This is a genomic window from Shewanella pealeana ATCC 700345 (assembly GCF_000018285.1).
Lineage (GTDB): Bacteria > Pseudomonadota > Gammaproteobacteria > Enterobacterales > Shewanellaceae > Shewanella > Shewanella pealeana.
The window spans coordinates 4,499,577-4,517,318 of sequence record NC_009901.1 but is presented as its reverse complement, the minus strand read 5'-3'; the positions used below and the strand labels follow the sequence as shown (position 1 = coordinate 4,517,318).

Annotated in this window: 12 protein-coding genes; 7 read left to right on the top strand and 5 right to left on the bottom strand. The window is 47.0% G+C overall.

The window, feature by feature from the left end:
- The gene (locus tag SPEA_RS19505) at positions 1-996 is read right to left on the bottom strand and encodes a response regulator (protein ID WP_012156903.1); all 996 of its coding nucleotides are present in this window, start codon (positions 994-996) and stop codon (positions 1-3) included.
- A 275-nt stretch (positions 997-1,271) separates the two neighbouring features.
- Here SPEA_RS19505 and SPEA_RS19500 point away from each other — a divergent pair, with 275 nt between their 5' ends.
- On the top strand, positions 1,272-2,078 hold the full coding sequence (locus SPEA_RS19500; protein ID WP_012156902.1) for a crotonase/enoyl-CoA hydratase family protein: 807 nt from the start codon (positions 1,272-1,274) through the stop codon (positions 2,076-2,078).
- A 172-nt stretch (positions 2,079-2,250) separates the two neighbouring features.
- Positions 2,251-2,742: a YqhA family protein gene (locus SPEA_RS19495; RefSeq protein WP_041411114.1), complete on the top strand. Its 492-nt coding sequence runs from the start codon at positions 2,251-2,253 to the stop codon at positions 2,740-2,742.
- Between the two features lie 47 nt (positions 2,743-2,789).
- Here SPEA_RS19495 and SPEA_RS22890 read toward each other — a convergent pair.
- The 3 genes from SPEA_RS22890 to rapA form a co-directional block, all read right to left on the bottom strand.
- Positions 2,790-4,024, bottom strand: a protein-coding gene (locus SPEA_RS22890) for an IS3-like element ISSpe1 family transposase (RefSeq protein WP_086024287.1) whose coding sequence is annotated in 2 segments (ribosomal slippage) — positions 2,790-3,667 and positions 3,667-4,024 — 1,236 coding nt in all. Because the reading frame shifts where the segments join, the coding sequence is not laid out codon by codon here.
- Positions 4,025-4,081: 57 nt separating this feature from the next.
- Positions 4,082-5,008 (bottom strand): DUF3530 family protein, encoded by a 927-nt coding sequence (locus tag SPEA_RS19480; RefSeq protein WP_150102253.1) that lies wholly within the window; start codon positions 5,006-5,008, stop codon positions 4,082-4,084.
- 138 nt (positions 5,009-5,146) lie between these two features.
- The gene (rapA, locus tag SPEA_RS19475; RefSeq protein ID WP_012156899.1) at positions 5,147-8,053 is read right to left on the bottom strand and encodes an RNA polymerase-associated protein RapA; all 2,907 of its coding nucleotides are present in this window, start codon (positions 8,051-8,053) and stop codon (positions 5,147-5,149) included.
- Positions 8,054-8,382: 329 nt separating this feature from the next.
- Between rapA and SPEA_RS19470 the strand changes: the two genes are divergently transcribed.
- The 5 genes from SPEA_RS19470 to SPEA_RS19450 all read left to right on the top strand — a co-directional run bounded on the left by SPEA_RS19470 (position 8,383) and on the right by SPEA_RS19450 (position 17,301).
- Positions 8,383-9,777 (top strand): PhoH family protein, encoded by a 1,395-nt coding sequence (locus tag SPEA_RS19470; protein WP_012156898.1) that lies wholly within the window; start codon positions 8,383-8,385, stop codon positions 9,775-9,777.
- A gap of 180 nt (positions 9,778-9,957) precedes the next feature.
- The gene (locus tag SPEA_RS19465; RefSeq protein ID WP_012156897.1) at positions 9,958-13,662 is read left to right on the top strand and encodes a response regulator; all 3,705 of its coding nucleotides are present in this window, start codon (positions 9,958-9,960) and stop codon (positions 13,660-13,662) included.
- Between the two features lie 191 nt (positions 13,663-13,853).
- Positions 13,854-16,259 carry a zinc-dependent metalloprotease gene (locus SPEA_RS19460; protein WP_012156896.1) on the top strand — a complete coding sequence of 802 codons (2,406 nt, stop codon included), beginning with the start codon at positions 13,854-13,856 and terminating at the stop codon, positions 16,257-16,259.
- A gap of 149 nt (positions 16,260-16,408) precedes the next feature.
- Entirely contained in the window at positions 16,409-16,846 is a 438-nt protein-coding gene (locus tag SPEA_RS19455; RefSeq protein WP_012156895.1) for a hypothetical protein, read from the top strand.
- 137 nt (positions 16,847-16,983) lie between these two features.
- Positions 16,984-17,301, top strand: coding sequence for a hypothetical protein (locus SPEA_RS19450; protein ID WP_012156894.1), 318 nt, complete (start codon positions 16,984-16,986; stop codon positions 17,299-17,301).
- A gap of 76 nt (positions 17,302-17,377) precedes the next feature.
- On the opposite strand, the gene SPEA_RS19445 is transcribed toward SPEA_RS19450, so the two are convergent.
- A complete protein-coding gene (locus SPEA_RS19445; RefSeq protein ID WP_012156893.1) occupies positions 17,378-17,731 on the bottom strand; it encodes a DUF6677 family protein in 354 nt (117 codons plus the stop codon).
- Positions 17,732-17,742 lie beyond the last annotated feature (11 nt).

Genomic DNA, 17,742 nt, shown 5'->3' with positions numbered 1-17,742 from the left:
TTAATCCAGCAAGTAGCCGAGCTTATAATTGAGTGTGGGCAGCGAGTCTTCGGTAAACAGTAGTAATAAATCACACTGAATATCATGATCTTCGATGCGGTAATTGATCTCCATCGCCAATGTGCGGCTCCATTTATCGGAGTTGTCGCTGATCAGGTTATTGACGCTGCAATGCCTGCCAAGCACAACGGGGTGGCTCTGGCTGAACTTCATATGTAGCTGTTCTGATATCCCATTCAGAAAGGCGCCAATCAGCACATTGGCCGTGTCTATCATGACTTCGACTTCAGTCTCTTCATCTTCTGGGTTTTCAAGCTTCATTAGCTTAGCCATATCTTGAAATGAAGAGTCATGGAAGAGTAATAGCGCTTCTCCGGCCACACCGGCACCAATAAAGCCTTGGCACAGCGCCGATACCGTACTCTGTTCTTCGGTCGCCTTCAGCGTCATGGTGAGCTCGCTCACTTCAAGTACATTAACGTTTGGAATAGGCAGTTTTACAAAGACGTTTAATAGCTTGGAGAGTAGATCAGCGGCGCGGCCCATGGCGATGTTAGCGACCTCTTGGCAGGCGTCACGCAGATCGACTTGGATCATGGGGGCTTGGTTGTGCTCAACACCCTGAGCTAATTCCAAGATGCCGTATTCTTGCAGAATATGGCTAATCGCATCGGCACTAACAGGCTTTTGAATAAAGTCGAGGGCGCCTAGACTTCTGACTCGCTCGTGAGCCTTAATCTGAATATCACCAGAAACCACAATAACCAGCGCAGGCAGATCTTCTTTCTGAATAGCTTCTAAGACTTGGTAACCATCCATTACCGGCATGTTCAGATCGAGAAAGACCACTTCCCCTTTGCCTTCACGAATCGCCTCCATTCCCTCTAAGCCATTGGTTGCATAGGTGATATCGACATCCCAATCTTTAGGAAGCGTGCGTGCCATCTGTTTTCTGGCTAACGCAGAATCATCACAAATTAATATCGGCAGCGACATTGTTAATATTGTTTCCTATTTATCCATTGTTAGTTACTCACGGCTAGCTTAAACGCTCGCTTATTGCCGCGGTTTGAAATCCTTGTCACATTATCCATTATGAGAAAGGGATGCGCTACGGCTTTAAATATCAACTTTCCAATAGAAAGTCTTATTTGACGACAAAAAAATGACCAATGTCATAATTCCTACGTATGTTATAGCTATTAACGAAATATTCCAAATGTGTTAACTTTGCTTTCTGGACAGACCACTTGGCAAGGAAGGACGCGAATATGACTGATGATTTAGTACGTATTACCAAGGAGAATGGCATTGCTTTTGTGAGTCTTAATCGGCCAGATAAGTATAATGCATTGAATTACGAGCTTTTTAAGCAGATTGATCGCTGCATAAAAACACTAGCGCGAGACAAAACGCTTACTGCCGTAGTGCTTTTTGGTGAAGGTGGTAATTTCAGCTCAGGCTTGGATGTAAAAAGTGTGATGAGCTCGCCGTTAGACGCGGTTAAATTACTGTTTAAGTTTCTTCCTGGTAACGCCAATCTCGCCCAGCGCGTTTCTATAGGATGGCGACGATTACCCGTTCCCGTTATCGCGGTGCTAGAGGGGATTTGTTATGGCGGCGGCATGCAAATAGTCTTAGGTGCCGATTTTAGAATCGCTGCACCAGATTGCAAGATGTCGATAATGGAAGCTAAATGGGGGCTCGTGCCTGATATGGCTGGCTTAGCGGGCTTGCGAGAGTTAATGCCAAAAGATCAGGCGCTTATGTTAACAATGTCGGCAGATGTTATCTCTGCTGAAAAGGCCTTATCCATGAATTTGATTACGGCTGTGGAAGATAATCCTATGGCCGCAGCTAGCAAATTGGCGAGTAAGTTATCGCAAACCTCTCCCGATGCCAATGCGGCAATTAAGCGCAGTATAAATAAGAGTTGGTCGGCTCCCGTTCGACTGCTGTTAGGGCGTGAGTCTTGGTATCAGGTGCGCTTATTATTGGGAAAAAATCGAGTGATTGCAGCATTAAGACAGACTAAGAAACCAGATAAAACTTATAGAAACAGGCAATCAGGCTGGTAATTTTTAGCTAAGATGATGAAGTGTGACCAGGTTCACGAATTGTTGTGAATTTTCTGTAGTAGGCAAGGGCTTATTCTACACTCCCGCCTATTCTAAGGTTTTGATGAGTGAGCTATTACTTTGCATTCATTTATCAAGGCTTCCTTATTTTAGTATTGGAACTCAATTACTCATGCGTGAACTTTTTGAACGTTTTCTCTGGAGCAGCCGTTTATCGGTCATGTTTGGTGTCTTGTCATGTATTGTGGCGGCGTTTGTCGTTTTTGCCATGGGGCTGAGAGATGTAGTGCACATGATTGAGCTGATTATGGGTTATATATTTAGCGGTAGCCATGCAGTGCGTAATGATCTAGTGATGGTGGTGGTGGAGATCTTAGATACATTCTTATTAGGCGCAGTTTTGCTTATCTTTGCTTTTGGTTTATACGAGCTATTTATTAGTAACCTGAAAAGTGCCGGTACAAGTGAAGCAGGCGGTAAAATTCTGATCATTAGCAGTATAGATTCATTAAAGAGTAAGCTAGGTAAGGTGATCTTAATGATGCTGATCATTAAGGTATTCTCTTTCTTTACCGAAATGAAACCAACTTCTATGCTTGAGCTACTCTATATGGGCATTACCGTAGTATTGATCGCAGGAGCTTTGAAGCTTAGCAAAGACTAACTTCATACTTCGCTTTGTCCCGTCCTGAAATAGGTTGACGGTTTTTACTAGACCAGTAGCTTCTGCTGCTGGTCTTTTTTATGCACTTGATTAGGTGTTTTCATACCCAAGCTTAAGTGCGGTCTCAGCTCATTGTATATAAAAATTGACTCCTCAACGAGTTGCTTTAACTCATTAAGGTTGCAGCAAGGAGATAATAGAAACTCTTGCTTTAATATCCCATTTATACGTTCTGCTAGTGCGTTTTGGTAGCAGTCATATCCATCGGTCATTGATGCGCGGATGTCACTTCTTTGCAACGCTAACTGATAAACGGCAGAGCAATACTGTAACCCTCTGTCTGAGTGATGCACTGCTCGATGTTGATACTGCCGATTACTTATCGTCATTTCTAACGCTTTGACTACGTCTGTAGCTTTCATTTCATTACTTAATTCATATCCCATTATTTTACGACTGAACGCGTCAGTTACCAATGATAGATAATGTATGCCTTGCTCTGATTGCACATATGTTATATCACTAACAAACACCTCTTCAGGTGCTGTTGGCACTAACTCTTTCAGTAAATTTGGATGTTTCTTCATCCAATGTTTACTGTTAGTCGTCTTGGTATAATTACGCTTAGGTTTGACTAACAAGCCTTCACTTTTCAAGTAACTAAAGAAGTTATCGCGCCCAAGTTTAATCCCTTTCTCGATGAACTTAGGTTTAAGTAAAAAGTAGAGTTTCTTGCCACCAATCCGAGGCATAAACCGACGGATATCTAGTATCATCGCTCTTACAGGGGCTAACTCCATTGCTCTACAATTCGCTCTTCGTTCTCTTTGATAGATAGCTTGTCTTGTTATACCCAGAAGCTTACAAGCGCGATTTAAGCTCGTTACTTTCTGTTTTTGAAGACTTCTCGCTCCCTGGCTAAGTACTTTTTTCTAAGGCCAGCTCCATATTCTGCATCAATAATATCAACGGCTTCATTGAGTAATAGATTACGTAAGTGCTCATCTTCCAGCTCTTTTTCAAGGCGCTTAATCTTTTGAGCTGGGGTTTCTTTAGCTTTAGTTGTTTTTGGCATAGTCATTCTCACTGGTTGAGTCCAGTCCATCTTACCGTGCTTTCTAAGCCAAGTAAGTACCGTGGAGCGACCTTGGATGCCATAGGTTGTTTGAGCTTGTTTATAAGTCATATCGCCTTTTTCTACGGCAGCTACAACTTGTAATTTAAAGCCTAACGAATAATCTCGCTGTGTTCGCTTAACGCGGGCTGGTATTGGTGTAGTCATTATAAAGTCCTAAATGTGTAAACACATTTCAGGACAAGACACTTTTATAAATAAAGCCTATCCGTTTGGATAGGCTTTATTGATCCTGCTGACAAAGCCTTCGATTAATTCAAGGCTGTTGTCCCAAGCCACCTCAAGGGTTAAGTCCAGCGCTAAGACTTGCTGGCTATATCGAGTCGGCGCATTAGCAGGCGCTGAGCTTCTTCTCTGCACTTGAGTGGCAATTGATGCCGCAGTGCCATCTTTAGATTGAATATCTAATACCGGAATAGCTAGCGCTGCCAGCTTTTCTGGCAGGGCTTTGTTGGCCGACTCCAGCTCGCTATAGGGATTAACAATCACCATCAAATCGGGCATAGGCAAACGTTTGCTGGCTAATAGCTCTATGATTAGGTTGGCACTATCGCCCATAACAATGAGCATTCGTTTGCCTGCAAAATGCTTACCTAGCGCATCGAGCTGAGCCATGGAGGCGAGCATAAAATCTTGTTGCTGCTGCACCAGAGTTTGTTGAGCGCTAAGTGCGATGCTCGTAGTCGATGCAGCAGCCGTTGATTGAGCCGAACGATTCAGTTGTTTACTGTTGGCAGACACATTTTGTTGAGCAGGCTCAGGCTCAGGTTCAGAGTCAGTTAGCCCAATTGGAGGTTTGCTAGCCAGCAGTGAAGGGGGCGTTAGCGCCAGAGTTGCCCAGCCTGCCTCATTTAGTTCTCGTCTTAGGTAGCCGGGTAATCCAGGGGCATCGGCGTGTTCGCCTAAGGCCGGCACGATAATGGCTAAACCTAGCTGTTTGTTGCCTATCCAGGGTCGTAATAGAGCGGGAACGCTTTGGTTCTCGACCTGTAGCTGCTTGACCTCACTAGCGGGAAGGTAGCTGTAATCGGCGTTAGATGCCCAAGCTATAAATGAGCCAATGTAAGTTAAAGCGCCACAAATAAGGCTAATAAGAGTAAGGGGGTGAACTAAAATGGCTGAGAACTTCATACTGGTGATCATATCCACTGAGATAGGAAGGCCAAGCAGTATAACTGTTTCGCTGTAGAGTGTGGTTAAAAAGTTTGGCTATAAAAAAGCCCTGAATCATCAGGGCTTTTTTTGATTGGACAGATGTCAGCGTGCAGTTTAAGCGTGGCTAACTAACACCAGTCTAATGGCATCGAGTTGTAGCTGGCTACTATCTAAGTAACGGTTTAACTCAGCCATCTGTTCGCTTAGGTGACTTAGTTCTTCATCACGAATATTTGGATTAACCGCTTTTAGCGCCTTCAAGCGTTCAAGCTCACCAGATAGTTGGCTAGTCATTTTCTCACGAGCACACTCAGTAAGGGTTTCAAGCTGAGTCGTCGCAAAGCTCTCTGCCTTAGCAAAAAGTGGGTGCAAGATAGCTTGTGATGCATTGACCAACTTACTGGCGATATGACGATTAACCGCACTGAGTTGCTTGTTAAAGCTCTCATACGTCACATTGTCAGACAGGTTGTTGCCGTTTTTATCGAGCAACACGCGGATAGGTGTTGGTGGCAAATAACGGTAAAGCTGGCTCGACTTAGGTGCTGATGCATCGGCTAGGTAGATAAGCTCAAGGAATATAGTGCCCGCTGGCAGCGCCTTGTTCTTCAGTACTGCAACGCTGGTGGTACCGGTTTCTGATGAAGTGATCAGATCAAGCCCCGTCTGTACTAACGGATGCTCCTGAGTAATTAGCGCGATATCATCACGAGACAGTGCCATCTCACGATCGAAAGTCACGGTAATACCATCTTCAGGTAGACCAGGGTATGTCGGGAACATCATGTGCTCGCTTGGGTGCAATACGATGGCGTTCTCGCCGCTATCTTCTTGCTCGACACCGATAATGTCCCAAAGACGGATCACAGAGCCAATAAGCTGGGTATCTTCATCTTTATCCGCTAGAGTTTTCACTAGCTGGTTGGCTCGCTCACCGCCGTGAGAGTTGATCTCAAGCAGTTTATCGCGACCTTGTTCCATCGCCACTTTCAGCTCTTGATAACGCGCCTTAGTGCCATCGAGTAGGCTTTCAAGAACCGCTTCATCATTATTAAGCAGGCTCTCTAATAGCTCACCTGAGAACTCGTTAAATAGAATGTGACCACTTGGGCAGGTGCACTCAAAGGCATTTAGCCCCTGGTGATACCACTGCATCAATCTTTCTTGCGCGGTATTGGCTAAGAAAGGTAGGTGGATCTCAACATCGTTCTTCTGACCGATACGATCTAGACGACCGATACGCTGCTCTAGTAGATCTGGGTTTAACGGCAGATCGAACAATACTAGGTTGCTGGCGAACTGGAAGTTACGACCTTCTGAACCGATCTCAGAGCAGATAAGCGCCTGTGCACCACCTGACTCTTGCGCAAAGTAGGCTCCAGCCTTATCGCGTTCGATGATCGACATGCCTTCATGGAAGACAGTTGCTTGAATACCTTCACGAGTACGCAGGGCTTCTTCTAGGCTCAATGCCGTTTCGGCTTGGCTAGCGATAATCAGTACTTTCTTGCTACGGTTGTTCTTTAAGAAGTCGATCAACCAATCCACACGTGGATCGAACTTCCACCATGCCGCACTGCCACTGTCAAAGTCTTGGTAGATCTTCTCAGGGCTTAATACTTGGCGAACTTTAGCATTAGTGTCTAAATGCTTGTTCATCATAGAGCTAACGCGGTAAGCGGTAACATACTGCTCTGGCATCTTTTGTGGATGCACATGCAAGTTACGCACAGGGAAGCCTTTTACCGACGCACGGCTGTTACGGTAAAGCACGCGGCCTGTACCATGACGGTCTAGCAGATCTTGCAGTAGCTCATCACGAGCTTGGAAGCGACTGTCAGCATCGGCCGCATCGTCTTGAATTAGCGTAATTGACGCGCTGATATCTTTCTCAGCCAGAAGCTGGGTTAAACCGGCTATCGACTCATCCGACAGTATCTCGCCAGAGGCTAGGGCATCGGCAGCAGTCGCGACGTCTTTGTAGCTGTCTTCTTCTTTTAAGAAGGCTTCATAGTCGTAGAAACGATCCGGATCCAGTAGACGCAGACGCGCAAAGTGGCTCTGGTGGCCTAATTGATCTGGGGTTGCGGTTAGCAACAGTACGCCTGGGATCTCTTCACTCAATGCTTCAACGATCTGGTAAGCACGGCTAGGCGCTTCTTCCGACCACTCTAAGTGATGGGCTTCATCGACAACCATTAGATCCCAGTCGGCATCTAGGGCTTGATCTAAACGACGCTTCTTACGCAATAGATCCAGTGAACAGATCACTAGCTGCTCGGTATAAAAAGGATTGTCGTGATCGGCGTAAGCCTCGACACAGCGATCTTCGTCGAACACAGAGAAGCGCAAGTTAAAGCGGCGTAGCATCTCAACTAACCACTGGTGACGCAGTGTGTCAGGCACGATAACTAAGATACGCTCGGCGCGGCCAGTCAGTAGCTGCTGGTGGATAATCAAACCTGCTTCGATGGTCTTACCTAGACCTACTTCATCGGCAAGCAATACGCGAGGCGCAAAACGTTGACCGACTTCGTGTGCAATCCATTGTTGATGCGGGATCAATCCAACACGTGGCCCTTGCAGTCCCAGCAGATCGGATGTCGCTAACTTATTGCGTAGCAGTTGGCACTGGTAGCGCACATTGAATCTATCTAAGCGGTCTATTTGGCCGGCAAACAGACGATCCTGTGGCTTATTGAAGCGGATATTGTGATTCAACAAGGTTTCGCGCAGGCTAACTTGTTCGCCAGTTTCGCTATGGGTGCCGTGGTAAATAATCAGTGAATCTTTTTCTTCAACTTCGGTTACCGTCAACTTCCACTCTTCGTGGCTCTCTACGGTATCACCTGGGTTATAAATAACACGTGTGAGTGGGGCTTCTGTACGGGAGAACAATCTATTCTCGCCAGTTGCAGGGAAAAGAACGGTCACCATGCGACCTTCAACTCCAACTACGGTACCTAAACCTAATTCTGATTCGGTGTCACTGATCCAACGTTGACCTAAGGAAAACGGCATTTAAAACTCTCATATACTGGGTGAATCACAAGGGGCGCGTATGTTATACCAATCGCGAGCATATTGAAAATTGAACCCACTAATATTCACCCCAATCTGAGATAATAGTGTACAAAATAATCAGTTGCAGTGGAGTATTTTTTTGTTTCACAGTGCTGTCACATTCTATCGATATTAATGAATCAAGCTTTGTTGGTCAAAAAGAAGGCGGCAGCATTGAAGCCGAGCAACATTGGTGGCAATATGAGATTGTGGTTAACATTTTATTTACAACAAAAGGAATTAAACCGATCTCGTAATCAAAAAATGAATGCACAATTGGAGGCGCCATGGAACAAGACGACAGAAAGTTGTTTGTACTGGATACCAACGTATTACTGCATGAACCTTTAGCTATATATTCGTTTAAGGAACATGATGTAATCGTGCCGATGACAGTTCTGGAAGAGCTGGACTTGATTAAGGATAGAAAACGAGACGTCAGTCGCGACGCAAGAGTGGCGATTAGAGCATTAGAAGATATTTTGGGAGGACAGACGACACCCGAGCAGATTGTGCGGGGAGTTCCGTTACCAAGACGAGAAGACCATGGTGACGTTTCCGGCACCCTTTCCATTTTCCCCGACCATCAGATAGAGTTCACCATCGGCAGCATGCCCGGTGATAATAACGACAACCGCATCATCAATACCGCGCTGCATCTACAACAGCTACACCAACCCCGTAAAGTCGTTCTGGTCACCAAAGACATCAATATGCGTCTAAAGGCCAAAGGTGCGGGTATTCAACAGGTAGAAGATTATCGTACCGACCAACTGATCGATGATATTCGCTTCCTCACTAAAGGCTTTCACCGTTTCGAAGGCGATTTCTGGGAGCGTACCGATGATGTCACCACCGAAAGTGACGGTCGCCATACGGTGCATAGTGTGCCGCTCGATAAGCTCGGTGACGATATGTTCTACACCAATCAGTACCTATTAGATGACAGCGGTGAGTTTTGTGGGCGCATCGTCGAGAAGACGCCTACCGAGCTTAAGTTTTTAGATCTCGGTCAGGAAAGACTGCTTAACCTTGAAGCCTGGGGTATAAGACCTAAGAACGTCTATCAAGGCATGGCGATGCAAGCCTTATTGGATCCTGAGATAGATCTGGTGATCTTAACTGGCCCCGCAGGTTGTGGTAAAACGCTACTGGCCATGGCGGCCGCACTGGAGCTGGTGGTTGAGCGCGGTAAGTACGAAAAGGTCATCGTCACCCGTAATACGCCAGAGATTGCCGAGTCTATCGGTTTCTTACCCGGCACCGAAGAGGAGAAAATGACCCCTTGGTTGGCAGCTATCACCGACACTTTAGAGGTGCTGCATAAAAATGATGTCAACCCGAGTGGCAGCATGAACTACATCATGGATAAGGCTAATATTCAGTTTAAGTCGATTAACTTTATGCGGGGGCGCTCGATTCAAAACTCTGTGGTTATCCTCGATGAGTGTCAAAACTTAACAGCGTCACAGATCAAAACGATGATCACTCGAATGGGTGAAGGCACTAAGCTAATTTGTAGTGGTAACCTGGCGCAGATCGACTCAAATTATTTAACCGCGGTTACTTCGGGACTCACCTATATCGTCGAGCGTTTTAAAGACTTCGATGGCAGCGCAAACATCTATCTAAATGGGGTGGTACGTTCTCGTTTAGCCGAGTTTGCAGAAGAAAACCTCTAGCTAATATTATTTTATATGACTAATGATTAGGGCCTCACACTCGTTGAGGTCTTTTTTAACTTTTAAGTTACATTTTTAAGCTATTATTGAAAGCTATCTTACTGATATTATTAACTCAGAAGTCCTGTATTAGCATGGCATATTGAGATAAAGCTCAACAGAGCATACCAAGGGTTGTAAATGAAACCGATTGAGCCGACTCTTCAGCTAAAGTCAACGATTCAAAAGAACTATAACAGAGCGGTTTTTTACACCTATATCGGCGTAATCATCATGGCTTTGGCGACAGCTTGGGTGTCATTTGACCGCCAAAAGGCCCAGTTGGTCGAGCAGACCGAAGAGATGGTTGAGCGCCATGTACTACAAGTGGACTTGCTGCTTGAGTCGAGTATGAAAGCCGTTACCAGTTTGCGTAACGTTGCTGTCGACCATTTACGTTTAGGCGAGTTGGTGCGTAAAGACCGACTGCCGCAATATGAAAAGTTTAATGAAAGTGGTCAGTTCTTTACCTTGGAGCCTGCCTACGCCAAGAGTGGTGAGCCGTTTACCAACATGGGCCGCATTACCGGTTCAGGCTCGCTAAATGGTCGTAGCGACAAGTTCTATCAAGAGCTTGAGATGCTGTTTGAGCTTTCTCTGTCGTTCCCTGTGGCTAACGAAGCCGCGCCAAAAGCCTCATCGATTTACTACATCTCTAAACGACGCATCATGTCTTATTTCCCGTGGCCGTCAGATGAACAACGTTTTCGAGATGAACTACTTAATAAGAAGCAGTTTCAGCTAGTCACACCATCAAATAATCCTCAGCGCAGTGTCGCCTGGAGCCCTGCCTACGTTGAAGCTACGGGGAAAGGATTGCTGACCACCCTAGGGATCCCCATCTATCTAGAAGACGAGTTTATCGGCTCGATTAACTTAGATATGACCCTTGCTTCATTGCGTAAGCAAATTCGCCTCTATTTTAAAATGCCCGGCACGGTGATCTTGCTGGATCAAAACAACAATATTCTGACCCATAGTGATATCGATACCTCAGATGTAAACCGCGTCTATCACATTAGTCAGAAGATCCCATCTGAGCTGCATTCGATCCCAGAGTCTGAGTTATTCGATGCCCACGAAGGCATTATTCGTAACGGCTATTATATCCACTCGGTGGCGCTACATAACGCACCGTGGCGCTTGCTCTATCTACAAGATGTCGATGAATTATTTAAAGATTCATGGGAAAAACTGGAGCTCACTTTCGTGCTGGTGGTAATGGCGTTATCGGTGTTGGTGACGATTGTTCACTGGCTGACGCGTCGCTCATTCGTTAACCCTGCCTCTAGATTATTGACCCATTTAGAGGAGTGCTCGGCCGAGCCTATTAAGCCGCCAGAGAAGATCACCGTAGGTTGGGCTCCCTGGTTCCAGCTGGTGAGCCGGATTTTTGAAGAGAATAAACAGTATACGCGCCACTTGGCGGAGCAAAACAGGCGACTCGATAAGCTAGTGGCCCAGCGTACCGAAAGGCTAAAAGACACCACCGAGCGGCGTGAGCAGGAATATGTCTTGCTACGATCGCTATTGGACTCGATCCCAGAGGCGATTGTCTTTAAAGATAAAGAGGGTCGCTACCTAGGCTGCAACAAGTCGGCGGAGCGCATGCTGGGCTTTAGCGAGAGTGAGATGATCGGCCAGTTCTCCGATGCCTTGACGGCCGATGAGCAGTCGGCACGAATTCGCGCCGAAGATGAACGGGTACTGACCGAGAGAACACCGCTTCGTTACCAAGAGAAGGTAGAGCTTGCGGGTAAGCCTGTACTGCTCGACACCTTGAAGATCCCATTCTACAACCGTCGTGGCGAACTACTGGGTTTGATTGCCGTCTGGCGTGATGTGACTCGTGAGTACGAGTCGGCAGAGCAGCTACGTCTATCGGAAGAGCGTTATCATCTTGCCATGGACGCGGTAGAAGATGTTCTGTGGGACTGGTATTTAGACTCGGAGCAGATCATCTGTAATCCGGCTTACTATTCGATGCTGGGTTACAAGGTCAATGAATTCCCTGCCTTGGTGTCGACTATCGATGAGCTTATTCATCCGGACGATCGTATAAGAGTGGAGGAGTATCGCGAGCAATATCTTGCTAATCCAGTCGGTGCTTTCGATATAGAATTTAGAATGTTAGGTAAGAGCGGCGGTTATCACTGGTTACTTTCTCGTGGCCGAGTGGTGGAATACACCCCTAACAACCAACCTAAGCGTATGTTGGGAACTCACAAGGATATTACCCGCCATAAACGCAACGAAGTCGCCATGCTCGAGGCCAAGCAGGACGCTGAGATGGCGAACCTGTATAAGAGTGAATTCTTGGCTAACATGAGTCATGAAATTCGTACGCCAATGAACGCCATTATAGGTATGTTGCAGCTCGCACAGCGCACCTCGCTCACGCCGCAGCAGAAAGATTACCTAGAGAAGGCTGGCTTCTCGGCGCACTCATTGCTGCGGATCATCAACGACATCTTGGATTTCTCTAAGATCGAGGCGGGTAAGTTAGAGCTTGAGCGCGTAGCCTTTCCGCTGGACAAGGTGTTGGATCATGCGCTGGATCTTAACGCGCTAAAGGCGCAAGAGAAGGGAGTCGAGCTACTGCTTTATGCACCAGTGACCGCAGGCTTGATCTTAGAAGGCGATCCGCTGCGTCTCGGGCAGGTACTGATTAACTTACTGTCGAATGCGGTGAAGTTTACTCAGTCCGGTGAGATTGAACTTGGCTGTGAAGATGTGGGCGAGAGAGATCATCGTATTACGCTCAAGTTCTGGATCCGCGATACCGGGATCGGGATCAGTAAAGAGCAACAAGCGACGCTGTTCGATGCCTTTGCTCAGGCCGATGGTTCTACCACCCGTAAATATGGTGGTACTGGGCTTGGCTTATCTATCAGTAAGCACTTAGTGTCACTGATGGGCGGCACCATGCAGGTCGAGAGCGAGATGAGTGTGGGCAGTACCTTTAGCTTCACCATTAGCTTTGAGATTGCCGAAGAAGGCGAGGTGCTACCTCTAGTGGTGCCTGAGACCTTAGGTAACCTAAAGACCTTAGTTATCGATGATAACCCGACGGCGCTGCAGATCTATTCGAGTGTGATGCGAGACTTCCACTTTAATGTCGATACCGCCGCCAGCGGCCCCGAGGGCTTATATAAACTAAGTAAGAACCCTGTAGATCTGCTATTGCTCGACTGGATGATGCCAGAGATGGACGGCGTCGAGGTGATCAAGCAGATCGATCAGATGGTAGCCGATGGCCGTTTAGAGAAGCGGCCCATTATCATCATGATGACTGCTTACACCGCAGAGCCGATGCAAAAAGATGTGGAGGCGGCCAACGTCTTCGCCCTGCTGCAGAAACCGTTTAAGGCCTCTTCGCTATTCGATGAGATTATCTCGGCCTTCGCCGATGAGCCGAGTTTAAATCCGTTACCGGAGGCTAATGAAGAGGAAGCCGACCAAGACGCTGGCTATGTGCTGCTGGTGGAAGATAACTTTATCAACCAACAGGTAGCTACCGAGCTGCTTAAGAGTGCAGGTTACACGGTCGATGTTGCCGAAAACGGCCAAATTGCCCTGGATATGCTTGATAAGGCCAAGTATGACGCGGTGTTGATGGATATTCAGATGCCAGTGATGGACGGTCTTACTGCGACCAAGGAGCTTAGAAAACGCTACCCTGTCGACGAGTTACCTGTGATCGCGATGACGGCTCATGCCATGTCGGGTGACAGAGAGAAGAGTTTGGCTGCAGGAATGAACGCTCATATTACTAAACCAATCGTGCTCACCGAGTTGTTTGACACCTTGAGCCACTGGATTGGTGAGTGTGGCAGGAAGTCTTAAATCGGAGCCGCTTAACTGCGGCTTGAGCCTAACCTAAGTGATACTTGTTCAAATAGACCAAGATGGGCTTGCTAAAGGGCAAGCCTATTTATTAAGCTAAACGTCAAATTAGCTTCCAAGCTACTCATTAATAATAAAGTCTATTGTAAGTAAGCGAATACGATAGCGACAACAAAGATCAAGGAGATCGAATGAGACCCTATAAGCTCGCGCTGGCTATCGCACTCGCCGTTGTACCTATGACTAGCGCTGTGGCTGCCACCACAAATACCGCCACACTGATTAAAAACAGTCAGGCAGCGACAGGTTTCATCAATCTGTTTTATGACAAAGCCTCGGGGGAACTTTACCTAGAAGCCAATAAGCTAGATAAACCCTTCTTAATGCTTACTAGCTTGCCCCATGGTGTCGGATCCAATGATATAGGGCTAGACAGAGGTCAGCTTGGCCGCACTCGTATGGTGCAATTTGAGCGTCATGGCCCGTACCTGATTTTAAAGCAGCTCAATACCCACTATCGCGCCAATACCGAAAATGCTGCCGAGCAGCGAGCGGTAAAGGAAGCCTTTGCCGAGTCTGTGTTATGGCGAGGTAAACTGGTAACTGGTAAGCGTAATCTGGTGGCGATTAACGACTTAGTGGTTAACGATCTGCACGGTATTAGTGATGTGTTAGAGCAGACTAAGCAGGGCAGCTATCAGTTAGATCCATCAAAGTCGTTGATCTTGCCTGAAGGAGTCAAATCCTTCGAGCGCAATAGCGATATCGACGTTCTGTTAACCTTCAATGCCGCCAAGGCGGGTAACTATGTGGCGCAGGTAACACCCGATGGCAAGCACTTATCGGTTCGCTTACGTTACTCCTTTGTCGCGCTACCCGATGAGGGCTATCAGGCCCGCGCTTATCATCCGCTAAGCGGTTACTTATCGGATGAATATCTCGATTACGGCACCCGTGTCGATGAAGATATTCGTCAGCGATTCTTGCTGCGTCACCGACTCGAAAAGGTGACTCCAGGCTCGGCGCCAAGTCAAGTGGTTAAGCCTATTACCTATTATCTCGATCCCGGTGTCCCAGAGCCGATTAGAACGGCGCTGTTAGAGGGGGCAAGCTGGTGGGAAGATGCCTTCACTCATGCCGGTTTTATTAATGGTTTCAAAGTCGAACTCTTGCCAGAAGATGCCGATCCACAAGATGTACGCTACAACATGATCCAGTGGGTGCACCGCGCTACTCGTGGCTGGTCTTACGGCTCAGCGGTTACCGATCCGCGCACAGGTGAAATCATTAAGGGTCATGTGACTCTTGGTAGCCAACGCGTTCGCCAAGATCACCTTATCGCCCGCGGACTAACCGCAGGCTGGGAAGACCGAGCCGCTGCAGACGAAGCTTCGATGGCACTCGCGCTTGCACGTATTCGCCAGTTGTCAGCCCATGAGGTTGGACACACATTGGGGCTGGATCATAACTTCTCTGCATCGAGTAATAACAACGCCTCGGTGATGGACTATCCACACCCTATGGTGACCATCAACGGCGATAAAATTGATATCAGTAAGCCTTACGATGAAGGCATAGGTGCATGGGATAAATACACCGTGGCCTATGGCTATGGTGAGTACGGCGCTGCAGAAGAGGAAGCACTAGGGCTTGCAAAGCTTAGAGGCGATGTGGCTAAACAAGGTCTGAGATATATCGGCGAGGCAGATTCTCGCTCAGCGGGGGCGAGTAATGCCTATGCCAGCCTTTGGGATAACGGTAACGATCCTGTAGCCGAACTGACGCGACTAGGTGAAGTACGCGCCAAGGCAATAGCAGACTTCTCTGCCGATGCGCTACTGGCTGAGCAGCCACAAGGCGAACTACAAGATGCGTTTGTGCCTATCTATCTGCTAACCCGCTTTCAGATTGCGGCTGCGGCTAAGATGATTGGCGGCACCACCTATGACTATGGTGATGGAGTCGATAGTAAAAGCTGGCACTATGTTGCCCCTGCCATGCAGTTGCAGGCACTAGAGGCCTTATTAGCGACACTATCGCCAGATGAACTCGCCGTGGAAGAGAGTCTCGAGCAAGTGTTAGTGCCTAAGGCGGGTAACTACTATAAGACTCGCGAGAGCTTCGATTCAGGCCTAGGAGTGATTACTGATCCCTTAGGTATGGCGGAGGTGTTGAGCCGTTTAACCCTGACGCAAATCTATGCCCCAGAGCGTATGAACCGTGTCAATCAGGCCTACCTGAGTGATAAAGAACAGCTATCTGTTTCTAAGCTGACAGATAAGGTGCTCGCAAGCACAGTGTTTAGCGATATCCCGACAGGACCAGAGCTAGGTGTGTGGATGCGAGTTAACACTGTGACCATAGATAGCTTGTTAGCGGCTTACCATGCTCCTAAGACAAGACCTGAGGTTAAGGCGCAATTGGCTGAGCGTTTAGCCTATACGGTGAAGCAGCTTAAGCGTAAGGTGAAGCGAGTGAGTGCCTATGAAGCGGCCCATTATGCCTGGTTACAACAAGGCATTGAAAAGGGGCTTAAGGATGCTAAGTACAAGCTGATTACTCAGCCGTTGGCACTGCCGCCAGGATCACCGATTTAACTGCGGTAATTAATAGCGATATAAAGAGATAGCAAAAAGCGCGAGTGGTCGCGCTTTTTTTATAAAAAATCAATTAATTGCTTCGTCATTGAAACTATCTTTGCATCCTTTGGTCTACTGGATAGATTTCATTTTCCTTCTATTCATTAATGGCCAGACGTTTAACTCATTGGGTATTACTTATCTCCTTGTTGGGGCAGTTTCTACTGACCCCAGCTATGGCGTTGCCCGATCAGTTACATCAGCTTGAAGGTCACCTGCCACAATCCATTGTTCTGTCCGATATTGAGGCAAACTTTGTTAAGAACGAGCTTGCGCAAAATGATGTGAGTGCCACCAATAAGGCCTCGAGCCTATTTAGCTTAGTTGCGGAAATTGGTGAGCAAGTGAGTGCATCACTTTGCGAGGCAAGTTGTCAGATGTTGGCCTCTGGACATTGCACAAGTCACAGTAGCTGCGCTCCAGGGCTAGGTCCAATGTGTGTTTTGTCGCTAAAACAGAACATTAGTCGAGGTGGAATCGACGGGCCGAGCTGGTCGGTTAAAACCGTTAAACTTCATATTGTTACCCCCCCTCCAATTGCATAACGAGTCATCTTAAACCGATATTTTCCTGTTCAAATTGTATCAAAATGCAATATTTGTGTCTTTTTCATTCTCTAAAACAGATAGATCATGTAGGCTGTTTGTTAAGCGAATGTAGGCAAATAAGATTGGAGTTGTATATGAATAAGTTAACCAGCGTAGCCTTAACACTAGCGATTGGCTGTATCTCTACCTCAGCAATGGCAGAACGACCAGATTTTTCGAAGACATCAGCTGCACGTGCTGATTATGATTTTTCTAAAAATGTATCCGCTGCATCCCTGCAGTTTAACAAAGTTGAACGCACCTCAACTCGACACGATTTTTCAAAGACGTTAGCCGCAACCAGTGGTTATGACTTTGCTAAGAATCCACATGTTGAGCCAGTGAAACACACACATCCCTCTAGCCAGCACGATTTCTCTAAAACAGAAGCACTGCTCGATGCAAGTATGTAACGGTTAGATGTGAGTGAAGAGGGCTACTGACGAGTAGCCCTTTTTTATGTCTGTGTATTGTCCTGAAAGAGGGTTATCAATGAAGCCCTGCATCATCTTGTTTTTTACCTAGCCGATAAGAGTCAATGATGCCAATACCCCAAGCCAGAATAAAGCCGATAGTGGCGATATTGATATAGAGCGCCTCGTTACCCACAGGTGCCTGAGTCACTGCGCTATAGATGGCATCGAGTTGCAGTGGTATTTCACCATTTAATATTTGCTGCGAGATCTGCTGTGCGCGCTGATAAGCATGCCACAGTAGAAAAGAGAGAGCGGCAAGGCTGCTAACTAATAAGATGTTACCCATGGCGCGCTTTTTTAGATAAAAATGGCCACTGCCGGGGCAGATAAAGGCTGACAGCAGTGCTGCCTTTACTGAAGTTTTCATATGTTATTCGT

Coding starts and splice junctions, on each gene's coding strand:
- SPEA_RS19505 (WP_012156903.1), bottom strand. CDS start 996: ATGTCGCTGCCGATATTAATTTGTGATGATTCTGCGTTAGCCAGAAAA.
- SPEA_RS19500 (WP_012156902.1), top strand. CDS start 1,272: ATGACTGATGATTTAGTACGTATTACCAAGGAGAATGGCATTGCTTTT.
- SPEA_RS19495 (WP_041411114.1), top strand. CDS start 2,251: ATGCGTGAACTTTTTGAACGTTTTCTCTGGAGCAGCCGTTTATCGGTC.
- SPEA_RS19480 (WP_150102253.1), bottom strand. CDS start 5,008: ATGAAGTTCTCAGCCATTTTAGTTCACCCCCTTACTCTTATTAGCCTT.
- rapA (WP_012156899.1), bottom strand. CDS start 8,053: ATGCCGTTTTCCTTAGGTCAACGTTGGATCAGTGACACCGAATCAGAA.
- SPEA_RS19470 (WP_012156898.1), top strand. CDS start 8,383: ATGGAACAAGACGACAGAAAGTTGTTTGTACTGGATACCAACGTATTA.
- SPEA_RS19465 (WP_012156897.1), top strand. CDS start 9,958: ATGAAACCGATTGAGCCGACTCTTCAGCTAAAGTCAACGATTCAAAAG.
- SPEA_RS19460 (WP_012156896.1), top strand. CDS start 13,854: ATGAGACCCTATAAGCTCGCGCTGGCTATCGCACTCGCCGTTGTACCT.
- SPEA_RS19455 (WP_012156895.1), top strand. CDS start 16,409: ATGGCCAGACGTTTAACTCATTGGGTATTACTTATCTCCTTGTTGGGG.
- SPEA_RS19450 (WP_012156894.1), top strand. CDS start 16,984: ATGAATAAGTTAACCAGCGTAGCCTTAACACTAGCGATTGGCTGTATC.
- SPEA_RS19445 (WP_012156893.1), bottom strand. CDS start 17,731: ATGAAAACTTCAGTAAAGGCAGCACTGCTGTCAGCCTTTATCTGCCCC.